This window comes from Enterobacter sp. WI-ESBL-E8, assembly GCF_053364895.1.
Genome location: NZ_JBRWXJ010000001.1, coordinates 1,975,459 through 2,002,458, shown reverse-complemented (window position 1 = coordinate 2,002,458; position 27,000 = coordinate 1,975,459). Strand labels below are relative to the sequence as shown.

The window sequence follows — 27,000 nt, the reverse complement described above, 5'->3', positions numbered from 1 at the left end:
CGATGACACGCGCCCTCCTCGCTTAACACCCTGTAAAACCAGCAAAGTCGATCTGGCACGGATCCTGCTTACCTCCGTTTACGGGACTGGGTTTTCCAGTCAACTTTGCTTCATTTCTTAACAGGTCTGTTATTGATGAAAAAGATCGCCAGCGTCTGCCCGTACTGCGGTGCAGGCTGTAAACTAAACCTTGTCGTTGAAAATAACCGTATCATCCGTGCAGAAGCGGCAGAGGGGGTCACAAACCAGGGCACCCTGTGTCTGAAAGGGTTTTACGGCTGGGACTTCCTCAACGATACCCGTCTGCTCACCCCGCGACTGACTCAGCCGATGATCCGCTACCACAAGGGCGAGGCATTCACGCCCGTTACCTGGGAAGAGGCTATCCGCTACACCGCCCACAGGCTCAGCAGCATTAAAGCGCAGCACGGACCGCGGTCGATCATGACCACCGGCTCATCCCGCGGAACCGGCAATGAAACAAACTATGTGATGCAAAAATTTGCCCGCGCGGTGCTGAACACCAACAACGTGGACTGCTGCGCGCGCGTCTGTCACGGCCCTTCCGTTGCCGGTTTACAGGAAACGCTCGGCAACGGCGCGATGAGCAATTCAATCAACGATATTGAACACTCAAAATGCCTGCTGGTGTTTGGCTATAACTGCGCGGATTCCCACCCTATCGTCGCCCGCCGGGTGCTAAAAGCGCGTGAAAATGGCGCAAAAATTATCGTCTGCGATCCGCGACGCATTGAAACGGCGCGTATTGCCGATCAGCATCTGCAGCTGAAAAACGGCAGCAATATGGCGCTGGTCAATGCCTTTGGCTACGTGCTGCTGGAAGAGGAGCTGTACGACAAAAGCTACGTGGCGCGCTTTACGGAAGGGCTTGAGGCCTACCGGCAGACGGTGAAAGACTATGCGCCGGAGAAGGTTGAACATCTCACCGGGATTCCCGCCCGTGACGTTCGCCAGGCGATGCGCACCTTCGCGGCGGCCCCTTCCGCCACCGTGATGTGGGGAATGGGCGTGACCCAGTTTGGTCAGGCCGTCGATGTGGTAAAAGGGCTTTCCAGCCTGGCGCTGCTAACCGGCAACCTGGGGCGACTGGCCGTTGGCGTCGGTCCCGTGCGCGGTCAAAATAACGTACAGGGCGCCTGTGATATGGGCGTGCTGCCGAATATGTTCCCCGGCTATCAGGATGTTACCGATCCGGCGGTCAGGCAGAAGTTCGCCGATGCCTGGGGGATTGACGTTAAGGCGATGGACGATCGGGTCGGAACGCGCATTACCGAAGTGCCTCACCTTGCGCTGGAAGGCAAGGTCAAAGCCTATTACATCATGGGGGAAGACCCGCTTCAGACAGAGGCCGACCTCGGCCTGGTGCGCAGCGGTTTTGAAGCGCTCGATTTTGTCGTGGTTCAGGACATCTTTATGACCAAAACGGCAGAGGTGGCTGACGTTCTGCTCCCTGCCACCTCCTGGGGTGAACACGGCGGCGTCTTTACCTGCGCCGACCGTGGGTTCCAGCGTTTTGGCAAAGCCATTGAGGCCAGCGGCAACGTGAAGCGCGACTGGGAAATCATCAGCCTGCTCGCCACCGAGATGGGCTACCCGATGCATTATGACTCCAACCAGCAGATCTGGGATGAGATGCGCGAGCTGTGCCCGCTCTTCTACGGCGTAACGTATGAAAAAATGGGCGAGATGGGCCACGTGCAGTGGCCGTGCCCGACGCTGGACCATCCCGGCACACCGTACCTGTACAAAGATAATCAGTTCGATACCCCGAGCGGTAAGGGGCAGCTGTTCGCCGCACCGTGGCGTGCGCCGGCGGAAACCCCGGATGCGGATTTTCCGCTGGTGCTCTGTACGGTACGCGAGGTAGGGCACTACTCCTGCCGCTCCATGACCGGAAACTGCGCCGCGCTGCAAAGCCTGGCCGACGAGCCGGGTCGGGTGCAAATGAACCCTGTCGATGCGCACAAGCTGGGCATTACTGACGGGCAGCTGGTCTGGGTGCGTTCGCGTCGCGGCAAAGTGATTACCCGCGCCAGCGTCAGCGAACGCATCAACGCCGGGGCCGTCTATATGACCTATCAGTGGTGGATTGGCGCCTGCAACGAGCTGACGCAGGATAACCTCGACCCTATATCCAAAACCCCGGAAACCAAGTACTGCGCGGTGCAGCTGGAGGCCATTGAGGACCAGCGCTGGGCGGAGGATTACGCGGCGTCTGCGTATCAGTCCATGAAGTCGCGGCTGATTAGCGCGGTGAATGTATAAGGAAAAAGAGGCTCACCCAGTGAGCCTCATCCCACTGATAAAGTGCGATTTGTGAGTTTCTCCCGGCGGCGCTACGCCTAGCGTATTACCCGGAGTTATTGACCAGAAAGTCACGCAGCATGTTCGGGCGATTGTTCTTCTCCACCATTTTGCGAATCAGAGCAATCAGTTCAAAATCACTTCGCAGATTGAATTTCTGCATCATCATATACTTATGCGTAAAAACGGTTTTATCGCTCATCTTCAGCACGCGGGCGATCTGCACCACTGATAATCCCCTGTAGAAATTGCCCATAATGCGAATTTGCTGCGGTGATAGTATTTTATACTGACATTCGAAACAGCTAATTTTCTTCCAGATATAACCGGGTGACTGCACGCTATGCCAGGCAATAAACAGCACCTGGCTTAGATAATCGAGCGAGGCGCTGCGGGGAATAAAAATAATATCCTGAAAACAGGACGGCAACGCTGAAAAACGCAGGGCATCCTCAACCAGACCTATCACGATACCTTTCTGTCGCGCCTGCAATTCAGGAAAACAGGTGAGCGTCTCTCCCTGACATAGCGTAATAACGATAATATCCGCCGTACTGACGTTATCGTGGCTAAGCTCAACGCCAAAGTGGATTTCCCGCTTAAAATTGCGCCAGAAGAATTCCATAAGGAAACGCCGCAATCCATGGTGAAAAAATTGATCTGTCTCTTGAATCAGGATATTCAGCATAGCGAGTACCAATGTCTGTTAATCAATAAGGCTTATACCCTAAATAATTCGAGTTGCAGGACAAAACGGCTTGCCGTTTTGAACAGCGCTTGCGCTGGCCCCAAAGGGGCGAGGCCACAGGCCGAGTAACGCGGCAAGGGAGTGAATCCCCAGGAGCTTACATAAGTAAGTGACTGGGGTGAACGAGTGCAGCCAACGCACATGCAACTTGAAGTATGACGGGTATATCAACACGCTTGTGTCTTAGTTGTATTGCATCGTCATGACAACAACTGCACTGATACTCCCTGGCGTCGCACCACCGCTAACCGATTCAACCGCAGCCTGCATGGCCATGGTGGCGGTTCTGTCTGCTGCAATAGTTTGCGTTATGCTGGAACCCGTTCCCTTTAGCGTTCCCGTTCCGGCCTCACGCATAGCAACCGCCACATTTGTCGCCGATCCGCTGTTCATATAGTAGTCTGCCCCGGCAACCGGATCGGGGCTTCCGGTAAACGAGACCGTGACGCTGCGGGTTCCCGCCGGACACTGAGTAAACAGCAGGTTAAAAGGCACCGGATCGGATGATGACCCCGGCGTCGCCATATTGGTGGCCTGTATATTCCCGAGGTTAATATCCATGCTGGTGCTCCCGCCGTTAAAGATACAGGGCGAGGCAATGATATTTCCCGTGACGCCAAGATTTACGCTGTCAGCAGCGAAAGCGTGCCCGCAGAATAAAAGCAGAATAAGCCCGCGCTGATAATGTAATTTCATTGTTCCACCCGTTACTGATACGTCAAATTAAGCGTGGCGGACGCATTCGCGGAGCCGGACTCGACGGAGGTTAATGTCTGGTAATAACGCGCCGTTAACGGGAGCGTCTCTTGTCCACCCGCAGACTGTTTGAGCAACAGACGGCTATTTAATGCCAGCGGCGTACCGTTATATAAAAGCTGCACGCCAACACCTTTTGCAGTACCGGCACTCCCCTGTCCCGTTAAGGCCATAACGCTGGTATTTGCACTGTCAGGATTCTGTATTCCGCTGAGCGAGACCGTAATATTGGTGCCAGCGCTGCAGGTTAATCCCAGGTTTTGCGTATTCTGCGCCACGCCCGGCGTGGTCCCCACCACGGTACCAAAGGCGGATGCGGAAATATCACCGATCGGGAACGTCAGCTGCGGCGTGGCGATCGTGCATGCCAGGGCGTTGATGGTTCCGCCGGTAAGCTGCTCGGTCAGCCCGTCACGATAAACACCGTCGCTGCCCTGGAGCGTCACCACGCCAATGACCCCCGGGGTTAAGGCACCGGATGACACCGGGCCGGTCACCACCAGCTCGACTCTACCGCCATACCAGTCCACATAAGAGGTCTGCGCACCGTAAGAGAACGTATTGCTCGGGTTCTCGAAATAGGCATTCGATGAAAACCGAATACCTATGCCGCTGATGTTGGTGTTATACACATGATTGCCGTAGCTGCTCAGCGTGGCGTTGTTATACCGCATGCTAAAACCCAGCATTAACGGATTGGTACATCCGGTAAGATAGGAGCTCGTATACGTTCCTGCGCCGGAAAAAATCACCGTGCCGACAGGTGCATCACGTTGAACATTAATTGTTCCCACCGACAGCGTCGACAGCTGCGGCACGATCGTCGTGCAGGTCCCGGCCCTGGCCTCTTGCCAGCCACACAGACAACACAGCAGTAAAATAACGTTGATTACCTTCATATTAATGCTCCTGGCGACACGTGGCGCTAATGTCAGCGATGCCACCATATTGAGATCCTTGCGGCAGATTAAAATCCGCCCGACACTGCTGGTGGGATTGCGTCCCCCATGTCGCCAGAACGGTGCCCTGTTCACGCAGGCCGGTTAAATACACCTGACCGCGATCGCCGACGATAAAACTGCTGCTGGCATCGCCCTCCAGCGTGACCACCGCGCCAAACGGCACAAAACGGTTATTGTCCGTTAAGGTCATCAACGCCCGACGCCCCACTTTGGAGAGATAATCCGCTTTCACGACCGCACCGCGTGTCGGCGTGACCGTGCGCGTGTTGATCTCCAGCTCCACATCATCAGGCATATTCTCAGGATCGAGGGCGAGATCGTTTTTCCGGTACACGGAGAGGTTATTTACCACCGTATAGCCCCGGTAATCCGTACGCACGCCAGCCTGATTGCGAATATTGACGCCATGCGCGCCAGGAGCTTTGATTAACGCGTTGGTTTCGCCCAGCGGCTGAGACAGCGTAATGCCGTCAGCATGCGCGAGGATGCCGCCCTGTAAACCATAATTCAGGCGCTCGCTACTGCTGTCGTAGCCTTAGCCCGCCGTGACCTCGCCGTATGTGCCTTTATAGTCGCCGTTCATATTGCCGGTATAACCCACGCCATCTGTGCCGTAACCCTGCTGGATATTCCAGTTCAGGGCGCTGTTTTCGAGAGCAACCCCGTTCATGCCGAGACTGTGCGTTGTGCCATTATTCTGACTGACGTTCAGGCCATAGTTGGCCCACGCCTGCGGCAGAAATGTGCCCAGCGGCACGCTGACGGTAAACGCCAGAAGCTGGTCGCGATCGTAGGCATTTGTACTTCCACCAGGGGAAGACGCCGGGGTACCATTTTTACTGTATGTCCAGGTCACGCCATAGCTGATGTTGTGCCAGTAGTTGTTGTAACCAACGCTCCAGGACGCCATTGATCTGGCAGCATTCCAGTAATCTTCCCGTGCGGCGCTAAGCGTCAGCGCGCCCAGGTCGCCACCCAGCGTCTGGCTCATCGTCAGCTCAACGCGATTGCGCCGTCTTTCCTGAAGCGCGCTGCTGTCCCCGAAAGAATCCAGCACTTCCTGCATCCCGTAATAGCCACGGGTTGAATACCGGTATCCTGCAATCGAAAAATTCGTGCCGGTATTCAGCAGGTTCTTGCTGTAACGCGCGCGCAAGGACTGCCCCTGCGTCTTTGCGGTACCCTCCGGTGACGACCAGGCCTGGGTGATATCTGCGGAAAGCGCACCGAAATCACCCATGTTTTTCCCTACCCCGAGCGCAAGCGACCGATACTTGCCGGAGCCCTGCACGCCGCCATAGAGCGTGATGCCATCCTGCAGGCCATAAATCGCGGCGATCTGCCCGAACGGGGTTTTCTCCACGCTGCTGTTATAAGAGCGATACTGTCCCGCGGAGAGGGCGTATTTCAGTCGCCCTTCGCGCTGCAATACCGGTACCGAGGCATACGGCAGCGTGAAATGCTGCTCGCTGCCATCCGCCTCTTTGATGGTCACGTCTAAGTCGCCCGCACCGCCGGTGGGGTACATATCGGTAATATCAAACGCGCCCGGTGCCACGTAGCTTTGGTAGATCTGGTAGCCATTCTGGCGAATCACCACCTGCGCATTGGTACGGGCAATCCCGCGAACCACAGGCGCATAGCCCTTCAGGGAATCCGGCAGCATGTCATAGTCCGACGCCAGCTGGACGCCGCGAAACGGCATGCTGTCAAAGACATCCGCCGGCGCGGAACTGTCCCCGACGGTCAGCTGCGCTTTCAGCGGGATCACGGCGCGTTGCAGGTAGCTGTAGACCGTGTCCCATCGATCTTTTTCGGAAGCATCCCGCGACCAGGTAGTGTAGTTGCGTAAACGCCATGGCCCGACATTGATCCCCGGACGCAGGTTCGCATATTGGCTATTGCTGCTGGCCCGCTCCCCCGTTTTCGCCCGGCTGGTCGCCCCGCTCAGGCTGTAATTAAGCATGGCTGCGGTTATCCCTTCATCCCACATCTGCGGCGGTACATAGCCTCTCGCCGGCAGATCGATGGCTGCCTGAGGGATGCTGAGCACCAGGCGCAGGGCGCTAAACTGGAAATCCGAACTGGCCTGCGGTATCGCCTGAAGATTGACACATTCGCCCTGTTCCGTGCTGAGTGCGGGAAATAATGCGGTTTTTACCCCCCACCGTTTTAATTGTTCAATACTCAGGCACGGCTGCAATATCTCATCGCCGTTCGCGTTTTTGCCCGCGGAAAAGCGAATATCCCCCGTCTCCACTAATGCGTCGTCAACGATAATATCGACATGGTAGTTTCCCGGCGCCTGAGAGCCTGATTCAAAAGCCGACAAATCGGCTTTATCCATGCCGGGATTGTCCAGCTCAATCAGATCCGTGTTAAATGCAACACTGGCACAGAGCGACGGAGAGGATCCGGCAAACGCCAGGGCGATAAAGGTCGCCAGGCGCGCAGGCCGCATCCTGTTTATTACTTTCATGACGAATTACCTGATGAATACGGGCGTTGCCGTTTGCTAAGACATTACAAACTGGCCTGATGTAAAACGCCGGGACTGCCATAGTCGTTAATGATTTTAAACGTGAGTGAATTTCCCCTGACCTCATTTGGTAATGCAAACCGGGCTGAAGCGCCGGGTAAAACATACGTCACGTCATCCAGTTTTTTTCCCGCCAGCGTAATTTCATTAAAATTAATGACGAATTGCGTAGGGTTTTTAACTTCGAGGTTATCCCCGATTCGTTGCCAGGTTAATTTACTGGCCTGTTCCTCTGGTGTTGACGCCCGGAGACCTTCCGGACGGTAAATCAATTTGATGCGGGTTTTCACTGCAATTTGCAGGGAGTTCGTCTGTTTTGATGCCGATGGGATCGCTTTAATATTCAGCCAGAACAGACTCTCCCGCTCCTGTGGCAGTGCGCCCGTCATCACTATTCGCTCAATGTTTTTTTGCCCGCCATCCAGTCTATATAATGGCGGTGTAATAATAAAAGGCGCTTTATCTGAGCTCCCTTCCTGCATATCTATCCATGACTGAATTAAATAAGGCGCACTGTCAGGGTTATTTATGCTTATTGACGCTTCCTTTTTAGCCCCATCGAATATGAGACGGGTGCCGCCAATAATGACACCGGCGCTGGCTGTGCTCAGCGTGAGCGCAGACATCGCCAGGGCCAATCCTGTTGTTGTGATAAAACGCATGATAAACCTCATACAACAAAGGGGCCGGGTTGGCCCCTTAATGATTCTGAAACTATTAGTTGTAGACCACTGAGAAGTTAGCGACAGAGTTTGCCGGGCCGGCGGTGACTGTCGCTGCGGTGGAAATATACTGGGCATAGAAACTCAGGGTATTATCCGCCGTGCTGCTCAACGCATAGCTATAGCTGTTGCTGCCATGAAGCGGGAGATCCGCTTTATCTGCCGTCATCAGGTTTATAGCCACCCCGATAGCCGCACCCGCCGCAGACGAATCAATCGCCAGCAGGCTGGCATTGGTGGCATCCGGCGTACCATCAAAACGCACTTTGGCGTTGGTAACCGTCACCGGGCAGTTTTTCAACACAATATTAAACTGCGTTGCTGCCGTTCTGGCCCCGGTAGTAGGGAATTCCGTTTTATAATAATCCCCTAATACCACTACCTGATTCTGAGAAGCGACATCCACATCGCAGGCGGAATCCAGAATATTACCGTTAAAATTAACGGTACCGGCGGCGGCAAAAGCGTGCGTTGTTGCCAGAGTGGAGCCGATTGCCAGCATTGCTATCATCATTTTATTTTTCATAAGTAAATCCTGTATCACTTTATTTATTACAGAAATCCAGACAAAGCGGTTTAATGGTGTTCACGCCCGCCTTACCTTGTCATCTATATACTGCCAGGGGCCCATTAAATAACATCGCTTCGCAGCTCAGGTTAAACATTCCGGGTTATGCCTGCTGACGATTAAAATTTATACAACTCTTTTTCAGCGCACAATCTATTTTGAGGTCTAGCTGTAGACTCGCCCTTAACAAAAATAAAACATTTCCCTAAGAAACACCTTATCCCTCCTACTTCAGGTCTATTTTTAGACCAGTAACACAATTACTTAAAATTCAGAAAATTAGGTTATAACAGCTTTCAGGTCTATTATTAGACCTGCCTAAATCATTCCCTGACATGCTGTTTTTTAAGATAATTCTCTATGCCGATCAAAAAATGATCGAATCAGTGAGTGAGGTATCTGATGAACACGCGAATGGCACCGGAATTAAGTAAAGAACGCTCAACCGTGTTGGGTGTAAAACCCTTTGAGCACATTGAAAAATTAATTGATAACATCCTTCCCTTTGCAGAAAGACGGATCGTGTTAAAAGGTGATATCGTCCATTATTATCAAAACGATATTCGCCAGTGTTTTTTACTTACCCAGGGCAGCGTGGCCTTACACCGCCGCGGCGACGGCATTGTGCTAAATTCTGAATCATCCCCCTTTATTCTCGGCGTGAGCAGTCAGTTTTCCTCCGAGCATCTTTATGTCAGGGTTCTGGAAACCGCCGAAATAGCAGCCGTTTCGCTGGAGTGCTTTAACCATGTGGTTGCACAGCAAAACTTATGGGAGCATTTTTCAAAGCTGCTGATTTATACGGCTTCACGCGTGTATGAACATTGCGCGCAAATATCGCAAATGTCGGCCTATGACATCATTCGTTTTCAGCTTGTTGAACTCATGCAGGAGCCGGACGCAATACGGCAAAATATTACTGCGGCGGCGTATATCAAAAGCCGAACGTATCTTTCACGAAGTGGGATCATGCGAATACTGGCGGAATTACGCACCGGGAAGTACATCACCATGGAGCGTGGAGTGCTGCTTGACGTTCACCATCTGCCGCGAAAATATTGATAGCCGGCGAGCCTGCTTCCAGGAGAAGCGCTATAATTAGCCAGGTTATTTTTAAGGTTGTCGGCTACCATGTCCCTTCCAGAAAAGTCTCACCGGGGTTCCCCCTACGCGCAAGAGCTTATTTCTCACCTGTTGCCTGATTGCGCAACGCGACGTACCGATCGCGGCGAGCGCCTGGACCTGCAAATCAATGGTCAGGGGATGTGCTATTTAATTCTTGAGGGGACGGTCGCCGTCTACCGAAGAAGCGATGATATGATGCTGTCTACGGCCCGCAGCCCCGCCGTCTTCGGCCTCGCTAACCTCACCGACATTTATTTTAATGACTACCTGAAGACCGTCAGCCCCTGTCTTATCGGAACGCTCACCACCGAACGGCTGAATGAGATTATCAAAGAAAAGGCGCTATGGGGGTTACTTTCTAAACAGCTCATGTTTGTTTATAGCCGTCTTTATAACAACGTGATGCCGCAGGGTGCGCCGACGGCGTATGAGATGATTCGCCAGCAGCTTATGAAGCTGATGGAGGAAGAAGAAAGCTATCGACTGGGCGTGACGGCGGAAAGGTATATCAGAGAGAAAACCCAGCTTTCCCGCAGCGGCGTGATGCGCATTCTGGCGGATTTAAAAACCGGCGGATTTATCGAAATGGAAGAAGGCAGGCTTATCAGAATCAACAAACTCCCCGCCCGATACTGAATTTCAGACACAAAAAAGGCCGCTGTCGCGGCCCTTTTATTCTCTCAATGGACGTGAACGCCCAACCGCCAGGCAAAGTAGATCTCTTCTTTCAGCTCATTCGAAGAGAGCGCCAGCAAATCTGTAAATTCCAGCTCAAGCTGTTTCAGCTTTTTCAGGTATTGCGCCGGAGACAGGTTGCTTTTATCGCGACGTAAATATTCAATTGCCAGCTGTGTTGGGGTTATTTCAGTATCCATGATGTCCTCGCTTATGTACAAAACCTGACCAGTATATCACAAGAGACTGACTAATTTTTGACCAAAGGCAAAACATCTGAAAACTTTACACAACCGCCGTCGTCAGCCGCGACGAGCAGCACAAGCGATCCTGCTCATCGAGAATATCTATCTGCCACACCTGATGGCGGCTACCGGCATGCAGGGCGCGACAAACGCCGCGCACGCGCCCGCTGCGCACCGAGCGAATATGGTTAGCGTTAACCTCAAGCCCGACAACCTTCTGCTCCCCTTCGGTGCACAGATACCCCGCCACCGAGCCCAGCGTTTCGGCGAGCACGACGGATGCCCCGCCGTGCATTAAACCAAACGGCTGATGGGTGCGATGGTCGACGGGCATGGTGGCCTCAATCTCATCGTCGCCAATGCGGATGAACTGGATATCCAGCAGCCCCACCATATTCCCCTCGCCCATGGCGTTCAGCGCCTGCAGCGTCACGGCACGTTTCCAGATCATCCAATTATCTCCAGTAAAGCCTGCAATGGGTGACGCACGCCGTTACCCTCTACCCGTTTTACCTGGCTACGACAGGAGTAGCCCGTCGCCAGGCAGCGGTTTCGCGGCAAACGCTGCATCGCCTGATGCCAGGACAGCTCATAGATGCCGAGCGAGTTGGCGTGGTTTTTCACTTCATGTCCGTAGGTGCCGGCCATGCCGCAGCAGCCCACGTTGACGCTCTCCAGCTTCGCGCCGAACCGGGCAAAGACGGACGCCCACTGGCCGGGTGCGCCCGGCAGCGCGGTCACTTCCGTGCAGTGGCCGAACAGATACCACGGTTCACCGCTGACATCCTGAACCGCTTTGTCGTCCAGGGCCATCGGCAGCCACTCGTGCACCAGCATCACGTTGAAATCGCCGCGCTTATCGCCCAGCGTCTGCCTGTATTCATCGCGATAGCAAAGCACCAGCGCCGGATCGACGCCGACCATCGGTATCCCCAGCTGCGCCACGCGATTTAAGAAGTCGGCCGTTTTCCGCGCGGTCTTCGCAAAGCGCGTCAGGAAGCCTTTGATGTGCTGCGCCTTGCCGTTCGGTGAGAACGGCAGAACCACCGGCTGATAGCCTAGCTTTTCCGACAGGCGGATGAAATCCGCAACCACCTGCGCATCGTAGTAGCTGGTAAACGGATCCTGCACCACCAGCACCACGTTCGCTTTTTGCTCAGGGGTAAGCGCCTCCAGCTGTTCCAGGGTCATGTTCGCCGAGCGATGCCCGACGAGCTGGCGCTGCAGAGACGGTACCGACAGCAGCGGGAGATCGACCATCCCGATGTGTTTTTCGGAGAGCTTGCGCACCAGCGGCTGGTTGATAAAGAAGTTAAAGGTCTTTGGCGCGCGCGCCATCAGCGGCGCGTAGCTCTCTACCGTCGCCACCAGATGGTCACGCACCGGACGCAGATAGCGCGTATGGTAAAGCTGCAGGAAGCGCGAGCGAAATTCCGGCACGTCGATTTTAATCGGGCACTGGGTGGAGCAGGCTTTACAGGCCAGACAGCCGGACATTGCCTCTTTCACCTCGTGGGAGAAATCGTACTCGCCCTTGTTGGCATGCCAGCTGTTGCGGGTGCGCTCAATCAGCGAGCGCAGGCTGGCCCGTTTTTCCGGCAGCTCCTGCTCCAGCTTGAGCGGATCAACCCCGCGGTCGGCCAGCAGACGCAGCCATTCGCGCACCAGCGTCGCCCGCCCTTTCGGAGAGTGAATACGGTTGCTGGTGATTTTCATCGACGGGCACATCGGGCTTTTGACATCAAAGTTAAAGCACAGGCCGTTGCCGTTGCACTCCATCGCGCCGCGCCAGGAGGAACGCACCGCAATCGGGATCTGTCTGTCGTACGTGCCGCGCTTAACGGCGTCCACCTGCAGCATCGGGGCATCGACCCCTTCCGGCGGGCAGATTTTACCCGGGTTAAGGCGGTTCTCCGGGTCGAACGCTGCCTTCACCTTGCGCAGCTCCGCGTAGAGCTGTTCGCCAAAAAATGCCGGGCTGTATTCCGCGCGGAACCCTTTCCCGTGCTCGCCCCAGAGCAGGCCGCCGTATTTAGCGGTTAAGGCCACCACATCGTCGGAGATCTGCTTCATCAGGATCTCCTGCTGCGGGTCGCACATATCCAGCGCCGGACGCACGTGCAGTACCCCGGCGTCAACGTGGCCGAACATGCCGTAGCTCAGACCGTGGCCGTCCAGCAGTGCGCGAAACTCAACAATATAATCCGCCAGATGCTCGGGCGGAACGCAGGTATCTTCGGCAAACGGAATCGGCTTCGCTGCGCCTTTCGCATTGCCGAGCAGGCCCACGGCTTTTTTACGCATCGCATAGATACGCTCAATACCGGCCAGGTCGTTACAGAGCTGCCAGCCGATTACGCCGCCTTCGCCCTGGGCAATCAGCTCATCCAGCCGCTGGCAGAGGGTGGTGACCTGGCGCTCAATCAGCGCCGCATCATCACCGGCAAATTCGACGATATTGAGGCCCAGCATCTCTTTATCCGGCACGTCGGTAATCAGCTCGCTTACGGAGTGCCAGACAATGTCTTCCCGGGCCAGATTGAGCACTTTAGAGTCGACGGTTTCCACCGACAGCGCCTGCACTTCCACCATAAACGGCGCATTGCGCAGCGCGGAGTCGAAGGAGTCATATTTGACGTTCACCAGGCGACGCACCTTCGGCAACCGGGTGATATCCAGCCGCGCCTCGGTGATAAACGCCAGCGTCCCTTCGGAGCCGGTGAGCACGCGGGTTAAATCAAACTGGGTCAGATCGTCGTTAAAGACGTGACGCAGATCGTACCCGGTCAGGAAGCGGTTCAGCCTGGGGAATTTGTCGAGGATCAACTGACGGTTGTCGCGGCAGCGCTCCAGCACGGTACGATAAATACGCCCGATGGCGGTGTTATCTTTGCCCAGCGTTTCCGCCAGCTCAACCGCCATCGGCTGGGTATCGAGGATATCGCCCCCCAGCAGAACCGCACGCACGCCCAGCACGTGATCGGAGGTTTTCCCGTAGACCAGCGAGCCCTGGCCGGAGGCATCCGTGTTGATCATCCCGCCTATGGTCGCGCGGTTACTGGTGGAGAGTTCGGGCGCGAAGAAGTAGCCGTAAGGCTTGAGATACTGATTAAGCTGATCTTTGATCACGCCCGCTTCGACCCGCACCCAGCCCTCTTCAGGGTTGATCTCAATGATGCGGTTCATATAGCGCGACATATCAATAATGATGCCCTGGTTCAGCGCCTGACCATTGGTCCCGGTGCCGCCGCCGCGCGGCGTAAAGACCAGCGAGGCGAAGCGCTCCTGCGTGGCCAGCCGGGCAATCAGCGCCACGTCGGCCGTTGAGCGAGGGAAAACGACGGCATCGGGAAGAAGCTGGTAGATACTGTTATCGGTCGCCATCGTCAGCCTGTCGGCATAGTTCGTGGCGGTATCACCTGTAAAACCCTGTTGCTCCAGTGCCTGCAAAAAATTAAGCACCAGCTGAACGACGCCAGGTGCCTGAGAAATCTGTGGGATCATCACTGTCGACCCTAATTAGAGTTGTATGAAATCGTTTGCGTGTATCTTAAAAGTTTTATCACATTTTTTTCTTATAATCTCTGCTGAATTACAGGCAGAATTCGCCTGTCAAAAACCGCTGAGATCATTAATGATTAGAGAGACGCGGTTTTCCGTTCCCGCCAGCCCCGCTGGCGTTCTGTTAAGGAAAGTTTCATTTATGGTCAATCTTCGCCAGCCCAGGGATGTTGCGCAAATTTTGCTGTCGGTGCTGTTCCTGGCCCTCATGATTATTGCGTGTCTGTGGATTGTTCAACCCTTTATTCTCGGCTTCGCCTGGGCTGCGACCGTTGTCGTTGCCACGTGGCCTTTGCTGCTGCGCTTGCAGAAGCTGCTGTTCGGCCGCCGCGGGTTAGCCGTGCTGGTCATGACGCTCCTGTTATTCCTGCTGTTTATTATTCCCATTGCTCTGCTGGTGAATAGCCTGGTGGATTCCAGCGGCCCGGTTATTCGCGCCATTACCAGCGGCGACCTGACGCTGCCGGATCTCGCCTGGCTGAACAGCATTCCGCTGGTGGGTGCCAAACTTTACAGCGGCTGGCATAGCCTGCTGGAGATGGGCGGCAGCGCGCTGATGGCAAAAGTCCGCCCGTATATTGGCACCACCACCACCTGGTTTGTGGGTCAGGCGGCGCATATCGGCCGCTTTATGATGCACTGTACCCTGATGCTGCTCTTCAGCGCCCTGCTCTACTGGCGCGGCGAGCAGGTGGCTTTAGGGGTTCGTCACTTTGCCACCCGCCTGGCGGGTAAACGCGGTGACGCCGCGGTACTGCTGGCGGCGCAGGCGGTGCGTGCGGTTGCGCTGGGCGTGGTGGTCACTGCGCTGGTGCAGGCGGTACTGGGCGGTATCGGTCTGGCCATTTCCGGCGTACCGTACGCCACCGTGTTTACCGTAGTCATGCTGATGACCTGTCTGGCGCAGCTGGGACCGCTGCTGGTGCTGGTCCCCAGCATTATCTGGCTCTACTGGACGGGTGATACCACGTGGGGAACGGTTTTGCTGGTCTGGAGCTGCGTGGTCGGCACCATGGATAACGTTATTCGTCCGATCCTCATCCGCATGGGGGCAGACCTGCCGCTCATTCTGATCCTCTCCGGGGTCATTGGCGGACTGATTGCCTTTGGCATGATCGGCCTGTTTATTGGCCCGGTGCTTCTCGCCGTCACCTGGCGCCTGTTCTCCGCCTGGGTGCATGAAATTCCGCCGCCGGCAACTGACCCGGACGTGATTTTGAGCGAACTGGAAGAGCTGGAAGAGAAAAACACACATTAAGTTTTTTGCCGGGTGGCGCTAACGCTTACCCGGCCTACATCCCCTCGCACAATACTTTAACACTGCTAAAGTATTTATTCGTTACTCACTGGTCAGACCCGCCGTTCCTGCACTAAACCTGCCTTTAACCTCAAGAAATCTTTACGTCTCTTTAACTATTGAGACGAATCCGATCGACGCTAAAAGATGACATGCCTACTATTAGCACACGGTTATAAATCAACACCTTGATTTATAAGCATGGAAATCCCCTGAGTGAAACAACGAATTGCTGTGTGTAGTCTTTGCCCATCTCCCACGATGGGCTTTTTTTTATCCTGATTACGCGCGCGCAACCTGACAGGTACTCAGCATCCGCCACGCCGCTGGCAGCACCCGCGTTTCCCCGGTCACATTCACCGTGACCACCTCACGGATATCCACCGACGATGCGCCAACCTGCAGCTCAAACTCTCCCGGTTCAACGATGCGTTTCCCGTCCCGACGGGTAAAGTTGAACATCTCAACCGGTAGCGTAAAGGTGAGCGTGGCGCTTTCGCCCGGCGAGAGCGTGACGCGCTGGAAGGCCTTCAGTTCCTGAAGCGGTCGAACCTGCGTGGCAACCTTATCTCTGACGTAAACCTGCACCACCTCGCTGCCGCTGCGCTCCCCGGTATTGGTGATATCCACGCTCAGCGTCACCTCACCGTCAACCGGTACGTCGGCTTCCGCCACCCTCGCGGCCCCCCAGCTAAACTGCGTCCAACCGAGGCCGAAGCCAAACGGGTAACGTGAACCGAAATGGAACGCAAACGGCGTACCGCCGCTTTTGAGCTTGTGATTGTAGTAGTACGGCATCGCGCCGGCGCTTTTCGGCACGCTCACCACCAGGCGCCCCTGCGGCTCGGTACGCCCCGTTAAGACGTCAGCAATGGCCCAGCCTCCTTCCTGCCCCGGCGCCCACGCCACTATCAGCGCCGCCACCTTATCCTCCAGCCCCTGAAGGTTGTACGGACGCCCACCTGTCATCACGACAATCACCGGTTTGCCCGTCGCCACCAGCGCCTCCAGCAGCTGTTGCTGTACGCCCGGCAGATTCAGGGAATCGGTATCGGAACCTTCCCCCACGGTGCCGCTCTGGAACAGCCCGGCGAGATCGCCCACGCAGGCCACCACCACATCACTCTCCTGCGCAGCCTTCACGGCCTCGGGGATAAGGGCGGTGCTTTGCGATACCGGCGACTGCTGCATCGGTTTGCCGCCGCTATCGCCCGGGAAGACCGGCGCACCCGCCATCCGTTTTTCGATGATGTGACACCCTTTGGCATAGCGGACCTGAGAGGCACCGAGATAGTGCTCCAGCGCCGCGCGCGGGGTCGTCACCTGCGAGGTCTCTTCCACCATATCGCTGATGATCAAATGCACCGGGAAGCTGTAGCCGCTGAGCAACGCCAGCGGGTCGTCCGCCGTCGGCCCCACCACCGCCACGCGGGGTTTGCCGCCGAGTGGCAAAATGCCGTTATTCACAAGCAGCGTTAACGATTTACTCGCCACGTCCCGCGCGACCTGGCGGGTCGTCTCATTTTGCAGATCGATACCGTTTTCATCGGCATACGGCTTTTCAAACAGGCCCAGGCGGAATTTTTCGGTCAGCACGCGGCTTACGATCTCATCCACTTTCGCCATGGAAATCAGCCCACGCTCAACGGCCTCGGCCAGGTGGCGCGCGCAGTCATCCTTCGGCAGCTCAACGTCCAGCCCGGCGTTGAACGCCAGCGCGGCAGATTCGGCCGCATCGTGTGAGACGCCATGGTGCTGGTGCAGAAGGCTGACGCCGCCGTAGTCGGCGACAACGATCCCGTCGAACCCCCACCGTTCGCGCAGAACGGTAGTCAGCAGGAAGCTGTCGCTGTGCCCCGGCTGATTGTCAATATCGTGGTAGGCCGGCATCACCGAACCGGCATCGGCCAGCTTCACCGCCATTTCAAACGGCAGCAGGAAGGTATCGTTAAGCTCGCTAAAGCCCAGGTGCACCGGGGCATGGTTGCGCGCCCCTTCGCTGAACGAGTGGCCCACGTAATGTTTCAGGGTCGCCAGCAGGTCGCGCTTGTCGCCCTGCAGCCCTTTCACATAGGCGGTGGCCATCACCCCCACCAGCCAGGGATCTTCCCCGAAGGTCTCTTCGGTTCGCCCCCAGCGCACGTCGCGGGACACGTCCAGCACTGGCGCCAGCCCCTGCTGACAGCCGACGGAGCGCGCCTCTTTGCCAATCTGTTCTGCCGCCCGCTGCACAAGCGCCGGGTCCCATGTTGAACCGTAGTTCAAAGACGACGGGAACAGCGTGGCCTCTTTGCACAACAGCCCCACCAGACACTCTTCATGGAACAGCGCCGGTATGCCGAGACGCGTCTCTTCCATCATCATCCGCTGCAGGCGGTTAGCCGCGCGCACGCCGGTTTTTGCATCAACGATATGGGTGCCCAGCGGTCGCGTAATCTGCCCGACGCCCAGCTTTAGCCGCTCGCTGAGCGCAGCCTGCTCGCTCACGCCGGCAAATTCATCGCTCAGGTCGCTTCGCTCGCGGTGGTTGCCGTTTTCATCGAGGATCAGCCAGTACGCGTGCATCTGGGCGAACTTCTCTTCCGGGATCATGCGCGCCAGTAGGTCGGCGACGCGCTCGTGCACGGGACGTCCCGCGTCCTTATAGATAGCTGTCATGTTTTACTCCTGTATTGCGGAAGGGGTTGCCGGGCTGAGCTGCCCCGCTTCGGGTCTGACTTCACGTTTGCCAGCCAGCTCCCGGGCAATGGAATCCACCAGCCGGCTGTTGAGCTTGTAGATGGCGAGCAGCGCGACCATGCAGAGGAACAGCGCGCAAGGGATGAGGGTAAACAGGGCGTTGATGGTCGAGAGAACGCTCGGCGCCTGGGTTGCCTGGCCGGGGGCGTAATCCACCATGCCAAGCACCCAGCCGACGACCGCCCCGCCCAGCGCCAGGCCAAACTTGATGGCAAACAGCGCGGTGGAGAACACCAGCCCATCCAGACGACGGCCGCTGCGGTGCTCTTCGTAGTCGACTACGTCGGAGAACATGGTCCACTGGAGCGGCGTGGTGAGGTTTTGCACAAAGCTGAAGACAATGTTGAGGCCAAAGATGAGCCAGACCTGCGAAGGCGGCAGGAAGAAAATCAGCGCGCCGAAAATGACGAAGGAAATAATGGTCCACTGATAGGCGCGCACGCGGTCAAATTTCCCCAGCAGCCGTTCAGATAATAATGCGCCGCTTAAGGAGGCCACCATTCCGGAAACAATAAAGGCAAAGACCAGATCCGGGCGCAACAGCACGTAGTTGACGTAATACATCGTGGCGGAACCGCGCGTTACCACCGCCGTTAACAGCAAAATATTAAACAGGAACACAATACGCCACTGGCTGTTTCCTGCCAGCAGTTTTAAATCGGTGAGCATGGAGCCGGAGGTATCATTGCGCGGAGAATAACGCTCGCGGGTCATCAGGAAACAGCAGAAGAACAGCACAATCCCCAGCAACCCCATCAGGCTCATGGCATAGAAATAGCCTTTCTGCACGTTGCCCTGGCCTAACAATGAGACCAGCGGCAGGGCAATAACCGTCACAATCAGCCCGCCGATAAACGACAGGCCAAACCGCCAGGACTGCAGAGAGTGACGCTCGCGCGGATCCAGCGTCAGCGCGCCGGGCATGGCGCAGTAAGGCACGTTAATGGCGGAGTAAATCAGGCTTAAGATTGCATAGGTCACGCAGGCATAAACGATTTTTCCCGTCGGCCCGGCGTCCGGGACATAGAAGGTGATCAGGCAGCTCACGCCAAACGGAATGGCAAACCACAGCAGCCAGGGGCGAAAACGACCGTGCCGCGTTTGCGTGCGGTCGACGAGCGCACCAATGCACGGGTCGACAAACGCATCGACCACGCGCACCACTAAAAACATGGTGCCCATTATCGCGGCGGGCAATCCAAAAACGTCGGTATAGAAGTAAGCAAGAAATAACGTTGCCGTTTGCCAGACCAGCGCGCTGGCCATATCACCTAAGCCATAGCCTATTTTATCTTTGGTACGCAATACAGAGGAGATTGTCATTGTTATTTGCCTTTTTATCAGGTTAAAACGTATTTCAACCAGTTGCGCATCATTGGTAGGGAATTGCGCAGTAAGGCTCAAGTATTAGCAACGCTTTGCGCGCTAACAATTGTCTAAATTAACAGGCAAATTATGATATTTGGTTTTTTACTTTATTTGTGATGGGGAGCATATTCGGGTGGAAATAAAAAAGGCGAGGAGATATCTCCTCGCCTTTATCCGTTTTTAAGCGGTTACTTGTTCAGTTCCGCCAGGCTCAGCCAGGTTTGCACCACGGTGTCCGGGTTCAGGGACAGGCTATCAATCCCCTCTTCCATCAGCCATGCGGCAAAGTCTTCATGGTCGGATGGACCCTGACCACAAATCCCGACGTATTTACCCTGCTTCTTCGCCGCGCGGATGGACATGGAGAGCAGCGCTTTCACCGCCTCGTTACGCTCGTCGAACAGCTCAGAGACCACGCCGGAGTCACGGTCCAGACCCAGCGTCAGCTGCGTCATGTCGTTCGAGCCGATAGAGAAGCCGTCGAAGTGCTCGAGGAACTGCTCGGCCAGCAGGGCGTTGGACGGAATTTCACACATCATGATGATCTTCAGCCCGTTCTCGCCGCGCTTCAGCCCCTGACGCGCCAGCTCGTCTACCACTGCTTTCGCCTGGTCCACGGTACGCACGAACGGGATCATAATCTCCACGTTGGTCAGCCCCATGTCGTTGCGCACGCGTTTCACCGCGTCACACTCCAGCGCGAAGCAGTCGCGGAAGCTGTCGGACACGTAGCGTCCGGCCCCGCGGAAGCCCAGCATCGGGTTCTCTTCTTCCGGCTCGTAGCGCTCGCCGCCCACCAGGTTAGCGTATTCATTAGACTTAAAGTCCGACAGGCGCACGATCACGCGTTTCGGATAGAAGGCGGCGCCCAGCGTCGCGATCCCTTCGGTCAGACGGCCGACGTAGAACTCTCTTGGAGAGTCGTAGCCTTTCATCATCTCGCGGATTTCGTTCTGCAGCTTCGGCTCCTGGTCGTCAAACTCCAGCAGCGCGCGCGGGTGAACGCCAATCATACGGTTGATGATGAATTCCAGACGCGCCAGGCCAACGCCTTCGTTCGGCAGGCAGGCGAAGTCAAAGGCGCGGTCCGGGTTACCGACGTTCATCATGATCTTCAGCGGCAGGTCCGGCATGGTATCTACGCTGGAGCTCTTCACGCTGAAGTCGAGGATATCGGCGTAGACGTAGCCGGTATCGCCTTCGGCACAGGAGACGGTTACGTTCTGCCCGTCCTTCATGCGCTCGGTGGCGTCACCGCAGCCGACAACTGCAGGAATACCCAGCTCGCGCGCGATGATGGCGGCGTGACAGGTACGGCCACCGCGGTTGGTGACGATAGCCGCGGCCTTCTTCATGATCGGTTCCCAGTCCGGGTCGGTCATGTCGGTTACCAGCACGTCGCCGGGCTCTATGCGGTTCATCTCGCTAATGTCGTGGATCACTTTCACCGGACCGGCACCGATGCGGTGACCGATGGCGCGACCTTCCGCCACGATTTTGCCCTGCGCGTGCAGCGTGTAACGCTCCATCACCTGACCACGTGAACGGACGGTTTCCGGACGCGCCTGCACGATGAACAGCTTGCCGGTGTTACCGTCTTTCGCCCATTCGATATCCATCGGACGGCCGTAGTGTTTTTCGATCTGCACCGCCTGCTTCGCCAGCTCTTCTACTTCGGCGTCGGTCAGGGAGAAGCGGTCGCGCTGCTCCTGCGGCACATCTTCAATTTTCACCTGCTTGCCATGCTCCTGGGTCGGGGCATAGATCATGCGGATTTTTTTCGAGCCCATGGTGCGACGCACCACCGCCGGGCGGTTAGCCGCAAGCGTAGGCTTGTGAACGTAGAATTCATCAGGGTTAACCGCACCCTGGACCACCATCTCACCCAGCCCCCACGCAGAGGTGATAAACACCACCTGGTCGAAGCCGGATTCGGTATCGATGGAGAACATCACGCCGGATGAGCCTACGTCCGAGCGAACCATACGCTGAACGCCAGCGGAAAGCGCGACGCCGCGATGGTCATAGCCCTGATGCACGCGATAGGAGATGGCGCGGTCGTTAAACAGGGACGCAAAGACGTGCTTCACCGCCACCAGCACGGCATCGTAACCCTGGACGTTCAGGAAGGTTTCCTGCTGTCCGGCAAACGAGGCGTCCGGCATATCTTCTGCGGTTGCAGAGGAGCGCACGGCAAAGGAGGCCTGCGCATCGTCAGCGGAGAGCTGGTTGTACGCGTCGTGAATGGCTTTTTCCAGTTCCGGCTGGAAAGGTGTGTCGATGATCCACTGGCGGATCTGCGCCCCGGCTTTTGCAAGCTCGGTGACGTCATCAATATCCGTTTTATCCAGCAGGTCGTAAATGCGCTGGTTAACACCGCTCTGGTCTAAAAACAGGTTAAAGGCATCGGCGGTGGTGGCAAACCCGTTCGGTACGGAGACACCCATACCCGACAGATTTGTAATCATTTCACCCAGGGAGGCATTTTTGCCCCCAACTCTGTCTACATCATTCATGCCGAGTTGGTTATACCAAAGCACCAGCGGTGACGAGCCATTGTTGGACATCGAAACAATCCTTTTGTGATATTTGATCGGAGTAAGAAACACCTGACTACGTATTTATACTGGCATAATTATTTCCGCTAAAAAAACGGTGAATCGTGTAAGCAATTTAAATTTTCAACTTTTCGGATACTTTCCCACCAGTCAATAACCCGATGATTCCTATATATTCAGGCAGAAACCACAAAAACAAAGTCGCTATTTGAAAAATGAAATCTGCTTTTCAGGAAAATCAAAAACACCGTTTCATTTATAATTAGGACAAGTTCTTTGCTGTGTAATTAACTTTTTTAATTTATGCTTTCAGACAATTAGGTCTGATATTCAGGGTGAGTAAAATGGATAGTGCTGTCGATCGCCACGTTTTTTATATTTCTGATGGTACGGCGATCACCGCCGAGGTGCTGGGCCACGCGGTGATGTCACAATTTCCCGTTTCGATTAACAGCATCACGCTGCCGTTTGTCGAAAATGAGAGCCGCGCCAGGGCGGTGAAGGACCAGATTGACGCTATCTTCCAGCAGACCGGCGTGCGCCCGCTGGTGTTCTACTCTATCGTCATCCCCGAGATTCGCTCCATCATCCTGCAAAGTGAAGGCTTCTGTCAGGATATCGTGCAGGCGCTGGTGGCGCCGCTGCAAAGCGAGCTTAAGCTCGACCCGACCCCTATCGCCCACCGTACCCACGGGCTTAACCCCGGCAACCTGATTAAGTACGATGCCCGTATCGCCGCCATTGACTACACCCTGGCGCACGACGACGGTATCTCAATGCGAAATCTCGACCAGGCGCAGGTGATTTTGCTTGGCGTATCGCGCTGCGGCAAAACCCCGACCAGCCTCTATCTGGCGATGCAGTTCGGCATTCGCGCCGCGAACTACCCGTTTATCGCTGACGACATGGATAACCTGGTGCTGCCCGCCGCCCTGAAGCCGCTGCAGCACAAGCTGTTCGGCCTGACGATCAACCCGGAACGCCTCGCCGCCATCCGCGAAGAGCGCCGCGAAAACAGCCGCTACGCCTCCATGCGCCAGTGCCGAATGGAGGTCTCCGAAGTGGAAGCCCTGTACCGCAAAAACCAGATCCCGTGGCTGAACAGCACCAACTATTCCGTTGAAGAGATTGCCACCAAAATTCTCGACATCATGGGGCTTAACCGCCGCATGTACTAATATGCTAGTACATTAACTCAGATTCAGGTATCATCATCGGCAACAACGGGGCGGTGTCGCCCCGAACTTGAAATCAGCAGGGATTGGTTTAAGGTGATGCCCATCACTTCCCGGTAGTCTGCCGATGAAGCAAAAATTTTCTGAGACATTCCATGAATAAAACCGATGAACTCCGCACTGCGCGCATTGACAGCCTGGTCACGCCGGCTGAACTGGCACAGCGGCATCCTGTTTCCGCCACCGTCGCGGAACATGTGACGGCCTCCCGCCGTCGTATTGAAAAAATCCTTAATGGTGAAGACAAGCGTCTTCTGGTGGTGATTGGGCCTTGCTCCATCCACGATCTGGATGCCGCGATGGATTATGCAAAACGGCTTCAGGGGCTGCGGGATAAGTACCAGCATCGCCTTGAGATTGTGATGCGGACCTACTTTGAAAAACCGCGGACCGTGGTGGGCTGGAAAGGGCTGATTTCCGACCCTGACCTCAACGGCAGCTATCGCGTGAATCACGGTATTGAGCTGGCGCGGAAACTGCTTTTACAGGTCAACGAGCTGGGCGTGCCGACGGCGACCGAGTTTCTCGATATGGTGACCGGACAGTTTATCGCCGATCTGATCAGCTGGGGCGCAATTGGCGCACGCACCACCGAAAGCCAGATCCACCGTGAGATGGCCTCCGCCCTCTCCTGTCCGGTCGGCTTTAAAAACGGGACCGATGGCAACACCCGTATCGCAGTTGATGCCATCCGCGCAGCCCGCGCCAGCCATATGTTCCTGTCGCCGGACAAGAGCGGTCATATGACCATCTACCAGACCAGCGGTAACCCGTACGGGCACATCATTATGCGCGGCGGGAAGAAACCCAATTACCATGCAGAAGATATTGCGGCGGCCTGTGAAACGCTGGCCGAGTTCGACCTGCCGGAGCATCTGGTGGTGGACTTCAGCCACGGTAACTGTCAGAAGCAGCATCGCCGCCAGCTGGACGTCTGCGATGAGGTTTGCCAGCAGATCCGCAGCGGTTCAAGCGCCATCGCGGGCATTATGGCCGAAAGTTTCATCAAGGAAGGGACGCAGAAAATCGTTGCCGGACAGCAGATGGTCTACGGCCAGTCGATCACCGACCCGTGCCTTAGCTGGGAAGACAGCGAACTGCTGCTGGATAAGCTGGCAGCTGCGGTTGATTCTCGCTTCTAAAATCCAGCCCTTCTCCCTCTCCCTGTGGGAGAGGGTCGGGGTGAGGGCATCTGACCGCACTTCACCCCCAAATTTGATCCCCTCACCCTTTTTTCACAAAAACGCTTGCCGTGAATTTGCAGTTTATTGATAATGATTATCATTGTTACATTGATTGTTATTTATAAACATTATGTCACGTACGGATAACAGCGCGGCAACGCCAGCAAAAACACACACAGCGCCAGCCCCCACCGAGCGTCGGATTGACAGTAAAGCCCTGCTCGGCGATGAGGGGCGGGTCATTATCGAGCATGACGGCCAGCGCTATCTTCTGCGCCAGACCCATGCCGGAAAACTGATCCTCACGAAATAAACCTAAAAAATACGCCAGCCACCCAGGTGACCCCCAGGCAGCCAGCGCTTTTCAATTCTTATGGAGAGTTGCTATGCCACACCTGCCTTCCGCGTCTTTACGCCCGTCACTTCTGGCGCTGTCGATTGTCAGCGCCCTGCCGGGCATCGCGTTTGCTGCCACAGACGATATTACCGTGACCGCCACGGGCAACGCCCGCAGCGCCTTTGAAGCCCCCATGATGGTGAACGTGATTGACGCCAGCGCGCCGGAGAAACAGACTGCCAGCTCGGCGGCCGACCTGCTGCGCAACGTCCCCGGCCTGACGCTGGACGGCACCGGGCGCACCAATGGCCAGGACGTGAACCTGCGCGGCTATGACCGTCGCGGCGTGCTGGTGCTGGTTGACGGCGTGCGCCAGGGAACCGATACCGGCCACCTGAACAGCACTTTCCTCGACCCGGCGCTGATTAAACGTATCGAAGTGGTGCGCGGCCCGTCGGCCCTGCTGTACGGCAGCGGCGCGCTGGGCGGCGTGATTTCGTATGACACCGTCGATGCAAAAGACCTGCTGGATCCGGGTAAAAACAGCGGTTACCGCGTGTTTGGTACCGGCGCGACGGGCGATCGTAGCCTCGGCATAGGGGCCAGCGCCTACGGCCGCACCGATACGCTGGACGGTCTGGTCTCCTGGTCCAGCCGGGATCGCGGTGATATCCGCCAGAGCGACGGTGCCTCCGCGCCTAACGACGAATCCATTAATAACATGCTGGCGAAAGGCAGCTGGAAGATTGACCCGGCCCAGACCCTGAGCGGCTCCCTGCGCTACTACAACAACGACGCCCAGGAGCCGAAAAACCCGCAAACCACCGGGGCGGACAGCAGTAATCCGATGACCGATCGCTCCACCATTCAGCGTGACGCGCAGCTGGGCTACGCCATCGCCCCGGCCGGAAACGACTGGCTGAACGCCGACGCGAAGGTCTACTGGTCCGAAGCGCGCATTAATGCCCAGAACATCGACGGCAGCGGTGAGTTTCGCAAGCAGACAACCAAAGGCGGTAAGGTGGAAAACCGCACCCGCCTGTTCACCGACACCTTTGCAGCACACCTTCTGACCTACGGCGGGGAATACTACCGTCAGGAACAACGCCCCGGCGGCGCGACCACCGGCTTCCCGGAGGCGAAGATCGACTTCAGCTCAGGCTGGCTGCAGGATGAAATTACCCTGCGCGACCTTCCCGTCACCCTTCTTGGCGGCACGCGCTACGACAACTATCGCGGCAGCAGCAACGGCTACGACGATGTGGATGCCGATAAGTGGTCATCCCGCGCCGGGTTAACCGTCAGCCCGACCGACTGGCTGATGCTGTTTGGCTCTTACGCGCAGGCGTTCCGCGCGCCCACCATGGGCGAGATGTATAACGATGCCAAGCACTTCTCCATCGGCAGCTTCTATACCAACTACTGGGTGCCAAACCCGAACCTGCGCCCGGAAACCAACGAAACGCAGGAGTTCGGTTTTGGCCTGCGCTTTGACGATCTGATGCTTGCCAACGATGCGCTGGAGTTCAAAGCCAGCTATTTCGACACCAAAGCCAAAGACTACATCTCCACCACCGTCGATTTTGCGGCGGCGACCACCATGTCCTATAACGTCCCGAACGCCAAAATCTGGGGCTGGGACATGATGGCGAAATACTCTGCCGACCTCTTCAACCTCGACCTGGCCTATAACCGCACGCGCGGGAAAGACACCGATACGGGCGAGTATATCTCCAGCATCAACCCGGATACCGTCACCAGCAAGCTGGACGTTCCGGTGGCGCAAAGCGGTTTTTCCGTCGGCTGGATTGGCACCTTTGTCGATCGCTCAACGCACATCAGCAGCAGCTACAGCAAGCAGCCGGGCTATGCGGTCAACGACTTCTACGTCAGCTATAAGGGCCAGGAGAAGCTGAAAGGCGTGACCACCACGCTGGTGCTCGGCAACGCCTTTGACAAAGAGTACTGGTCCCCTCAGGGCATTCCGCAGGACGGCCGTAACGGCAAGATTTTCGTAAGCTATCAGTGGTAATTCCCGTCGGGGCAACTATTCAGA

19 protein-coding genes, 1 other RNA gene and 1 pseudogene are annotated in these 27,000 nt (G+C 56.2%); 9 read left to right on the top strand and 12 right to left on the bottom strand.

What is annotated here, in order from left to right; translation table 11 throughout:
* The first annotated feature begins 135 nt into the window (after positions 1-135).
* Positions 136-2,286, top strand: a complete 2,151-nt coding sequence (gene fdhF / locus ACWHWP_RS09530) for a formate dehydrogenase subunit alpha (protein ID WP_447855456.1) — start codon at positions 136-138, stop codon at positions 2,284-2,286.
* A gap of 85 nt (positions 2,287-2,371) precedes the next feature.
* On the opposite strand, the gene ACWHWP_RS09525 is transcribed toward fdhF, so the two are convergent.
* The 6 genes and pseudogenes from ACWHWP_RS09525 to ACWHWP_RS09500 all read right to left on the bottom strand — a co-directional run bounded on the left by ACWHWP_RS09525 (position 2,372) and on the right by ACWHWP_RS09500 (position 8,578).
* Positions 2,372-3,013 (bottom strand): helix-turn-helix transcriptional regulator, encoded by a 642-nt coding sequence (locus ACWHWP_RS09525; RefSeq protein ID WP_059312088.1) that lies wholly within the window; start codon positions 3,011-3,013, stop codon positions 2,372-2,374.
* A 243-nt stretch (positions 3,014-3,256) separates the two neighbouring features.
* Positions 3,257-3,769 (bottom strand): fimbrial protein, encoded by a 513-nt coding sequence (locus ACWHWP_RS09520; RefSeq protein WP_059312089.1) that lies wholly within the window; start codon positions 3,767-3,769, stop codon positions 3,257-3,259.
* Positions 3,770-3,780: 11 nt separating this feature from the next.
* Positions 3,781-4,728 carry a fimbrial protein gene (locus ACWHWP_RS09515; RefSeq protein WP_063429796.1) on the bottom strand — a complete coding sequence of 316 codons (948 nt, stop codon included), beginning with the start codon at positions 4,726-4,728 and terminating at the stop codon, positions 3,781-3,783.
* Between the two features lies 1 nt (position 4,729).
* A pseudogene (locus ACWHWP_RS09510) lies at positions 4,730-7,270 on the bottom strand (fimbria/pilus outer membrane usher protein).
* A gap of 44 nt (positions 7,271-7,314) precedes the next feature.
* A complete protein-coding gene (locus ACWHWP_RS09505) occupies positions 7,315-7,992 on the bottom strand; it encodes a fimbrial biogenesis chaperone (protein ID WP_063429802.1) in 678 nt (225 codons plus the stop codon).
* 55 nt (positions 7,993-8,047) lie between these two features.
* The gene (locus tag ACWHWP_RS09500; RefSeq protein ID WP_023292658.1) at positions 8,048-8,578 is read right to left on the bottom strand and encodes a fimbrial protein; all 531 of its coding nucleotides are present in this window, start codon (positions 8,576-8,578) and stop codon (positions 8,048-8,050) included.
* A 444-nt stretch (positions 8,579-9,022) separates the two neighbouring features.
* Here ACWHWP_RS09500 and ACWHWP_RS09495 point away from each other — a divergent pair, with 444 nt between their 5' ends.
* Together ACWHWP_RS09495 and ACWHWP_RS09490 are read left to right on the top strand one after the other, a co-directional pair.
* Entirely contained in the window at positions 9,023-9,682 is a 660-nt protein-coding gene (locus ACWHWP_RS09495; RefSeq protein ID WP_023292659.1) for a winged helix-turn-helix transcriptional regulator, read from the top strand.
* Between the two features lie 69 nt (positions 9,683-9,751).
* Positions 9,752-10,381, top strand: coding sequence for a helix-turn-helix domain-containing protein (locus tag ACWHWP_RS09490; protein ID WP_447855455.1), 630 nt, complete (start codon positions 9,752-9,754; stop codon positions 10,379-10,381).
* Between the two features lie 44 nt (positions 10,382-10,425).
* Here the strand turns inward: ACWHWP_RS09490 and ACWHWP_RS09485 are convergent, their stop codons facing one another.
* The 3 genes from ACWHWP_RS09485 to ydiJ form a co-directional block, all read right to left on the bottom strand.
* Positions 10,426-10,620: a YdiH family protein gene (locus ACWHWP_RS09485; protein WP_003857766.1), complete on the bottom strand. Its 195-nt coding sequence runs from the start codon at positions 10,618-10,620 to the stop codon at positions 10,426-10,428.
* Between the two features lie 85 nt (positions 10,621-10,705).
* Positions 10,706-11,116 (bottom strand): 1,4-dihydroxy-2-naphthoyl-CoA hydrolase, encoded by a 411-nt coding sequence (menI, locus tag ACWHWP_RS09480; RefSeq protein WP_447855454.1) that lies wholly within the window; start codon positions 11,114-11,116, stop codon positions 10,706-10,708.
* Positions 11,113-14,169 (bottom strand): D-2-hydroxyglutarate dehydrogenase YdiJ, encoded by a 3,057-nt coding sequence (gene ydiJ, locus ACWHWP_RS09475; RefSeq protein ID WP_447855453.1) that lies wholly within the window; start codon positions 14,167-14,169, stop codon positions 11,113-11,115. The genes menI and ydiJ overlap by 4 nt, the downstream gene beginning before the upstream one ends.
* A 199-nt stretch (positions 14,170-14,368) precedes the next feature.
* Between ydiJ and ydiK the strand changes: the two genes are divergently transcribed.
* On the top strand, positions 14,369-15,484 hold the full coding sequence (ydiK, locus tag ACWHWP_RS09470) for an AI-2E family transporter YdiK (RefSeq protein WP_047348843.1): 1,116 nt from the start codon (positions 14,369-14,371) through the stop codon (positions 15,482-15,484).
* A gap of 208 nt (positions 15,485-15,692) precedes the next feature.
* Positions 15,693-15,800: antisense sRNA RprA (gene rprA / locus ACWHWP_RS09465), an RNA gene on the top strand.
* Positions 15,801-15,805: 5 nt separating this feature from the next.
* Here the strand turns inward: rprA and ACWHWP_RS09460 are convergent.
* The 3 genes from ACWHWP_RS09460 to ppsA all read right to left on the bottom strand — a co-directional run bounded on the left by ACWHWP_RS09460 (position 15,806) and on the right by ppsA (position 22,197).
* Complete coding sequence (locus ACWHWP_RS09460; protein WP_447855452.1) at positions 15,806-18,181, bottom strand: glycoside hydrolase family 3 N-terminal domain-containing protein; 2,376 nt, start codon at positions 18,179-18,181, stop codon at positions 15,806-15,808.
* Positions 18,182-18,184: 3 nt separating this feature from the next.
* The gene (locus ACWHWP_RS09455) at positions 18,185-19,585 is read right to left on the bottom strand and encodes an MFS transporter (RefSeq protein ID WP_059312299.1); all 1,401 of its coding nucleotides are present in this window, start codon (positions 19,583-19,585) and stop codon (positions 18,185-18,187) included.
* A 233-nt stretch (positions 19,586-19,818) separates the two neighbouring features.
* A complete protein-coding gene (gene ppsA, locus ACWHWP_RS09450; protein WP_063429787.1) occupies positions 19,819-22,197 on the bottom strand; it encodes a phosphoenolpyruvate synthase in 2,379 nt (792 codons plus the stop codon).
* Positions 22,198-22,532: 335 nt separating this feature from the next.
* Here ppsA and ppsR point away from each other — a divergent pair, with 335 nt between their 5' ends.
* The 4 genes from ppsR (at position 22,533) to ACWHWP_RS09430 (ending at position 26,976) form a co-directional block, all read left to right on the top strand.
* Positions 22,533-23,366 carry a posphoenolpyruvate synthetase regulatory kinase/phosphorylase PpsR gene (gene ppsR / locus ACWHWP_RS09445; protein WP_059312298.1) on the top strand — a complete coding sequence of 278 codons (834 nt, stop codon included), beginning with the start codon at positions 22,533-22,535 and terminating at the stop codon, positions 23,364-23,366.
* Between the two features lie 152 nt (positions 23,367-23,518).
* On the top strand, positions 23,519-24,565 hold the full coding sequence (gene aroH, locus ACWHWP_RS09440; protein ID WP_447855451.1) for a 3-deoxy-7-phosphoheptulonate synthase AroH: 1,047 nt from the start codon (positions 23,519-23,521) through the stop codon (positions 24,563-24,565).
* Positions 24,566-24,737: 172 nt separating this feature from the next.
* Positions 24,738-24,920: a hemin uptake protein HemP gene (gene hemP, locus ACWHWP_RS09435; protein ID WP_059312296.1), complete on the top strand. Its 183-nt coding sequence runs from the start codon at positions 24,738-24,740 to the stop codon at positions 24,918-24,920.
* 73 nt (positions 24,921-24,993) lie between these two features.
* On the top strand, positions 24,994-26,976 hold the full coding sequence (locus ACWHWP_RS09430) for a TonB-dependent hemoglobin/transferrin/lactoferrin family receptor (RefSeq protein WP_063429784.1): 1,983 nt from the start codon (positions 24,994-24,996) through the stop codon (positions 26,974-26,976).
* The last annotated feature ends 24 nt before the right edge of the window (positions 26,977-27,000 follow it).

Excerpts from the sequence above, each read along its gene's own strand:
- ACWHWP_RS09505 (WP_063429802.1), bottom strand. The coding sequence starts at position 7,992 with ATGCGTTTTATCACAACAACAGGATTGGCCCTGGCGATGTCTGCGCTC.
- ydiJ (WP_447855453.1), bottom strand. The coding sequence starts at position 14,169 with ATGATCCCACAGATTTCTCAGGCACCTGGCGTCGTTCAGCTGGTGCTT.
- menI (WP_447855454.1), bottom strand. The coding sequence starts at position 11,116 with ATGATCTGGAAACGTGCCGTGACGCTGCAGGCGCTGAACGCCATGGGC.
- ACWHWP_RS09460 (WP_447855452.1), bottom strand. The coding sequence starts at position 18,181 with ATGACAGCTATCTATAAGGACGCGGGACGTCCCGTGCACGAGCGCGTC.
- ppsA (WP_063429787.1), bottom strand. The coding sequence starts at position 22,197 with ATGTCCAACAATGGCTCGTCACCGCTGGTGCTTTGGTATAACCAACTC.
- aroH (WP_447855451.1), top strand. The coding sequence starts at position 23,519 with ATGAATAAAACCGATGAACTCCGCACTGCGCGCATTGACAGCCTGGTC.
- hemP (WP_059312296.1), top strand. The coding sequence starts at position 24,738 with ATGTCACGTACGGATAACAGCGCGGCAACGCCAGCAAAAACACACACA.
- ppsR (WP_059312298.1), top strand. The coding sequence starts at position 22,533 with ATGGATAGTGCTGTCGATCGCCACGTTTTTTATATTTCTGATGGTACG.
- ACWHWP_RS09500 (WP_023292658.1), bottom strand. The coding sequence starts at position 8,578 with ATGAAAAATAAAATGATGATAGCAATGCTGGCAATCGGCTCCACTCTG.
- ACWHWP_RS09525 (WP_059312088.1), bottom strand. The coding sequence starts at position 3,013 with ATGCTGAATATCCTGATTCAAGAGACAGATCAATTTTTTCACCATGGA.
- ACWHWP_RS09495 (WP_023292659.1), top strand. The coding sequence starts at position 9,023 with ATGAACACGCGAATGGCACCGGAATTAAGTAAAGAACGCTCAACCGTG.
- ACWHWP_RS09455 (WP_059312299.1), bottom strand. The coding sequence starts at position 19,585 with ATGACAATCTCCTCTGTATTGCGTACCAAAGATAAAATAGGCTATGGC.
- ACWHWP_RS09515 (WP_063429796.1), bottom strand. The coding sequence starts at position 4,728 with ATGAAGGTAATCAACGTTATTTTACTGCTGTGTTGTCTGTGTGGCTGG.
- ACWHWP_RS09485 (WP_003857766.1), bottom strand. The coding sequence starts at position 10,620 with ATGGATACTGAAATAACCCCAACACAGCTGGCAATTGAATATTTACGT.
- ACWHWP_RS09490 (WP_447855455.1), top strand. The coding sequence starts at position 9,752 with ATGTCCCTTCCAGAAAAGTCTCACCGGGGTTCCCCCTACGCGCAAGAG.
- ACWHWP_RS09520 (WP_059312089.1), bottom strand. The coding sequence starts at position 3,769 with ATGAAATTACATTATCAGCGCGGGCTTATTCTGCTTTTATTCTGCGGG.
- ACWHWP_RS09430 (WP_063429784.1), top strand. The coding sequence starts at position 24,994 with ATGCCACACCTGCCTTCCGCGTCTTTACGCCCGTCACTTCTGGCGCTG.
- fdhF (WP_447855456.1), top strand. The coding sequence starts at position 136 with ATGAAAAAGATCGCCAGCGTCTGCCCGTACTGCGGTGCAGGCTGTAAA.
- ydiK (WP_047348843.1), top strand. The coding sequence starts at position 14,369 with ATGGTCAATCTTCGCCAGCCCAGGGATGTTGCGCAAATTTTGCTGTCG.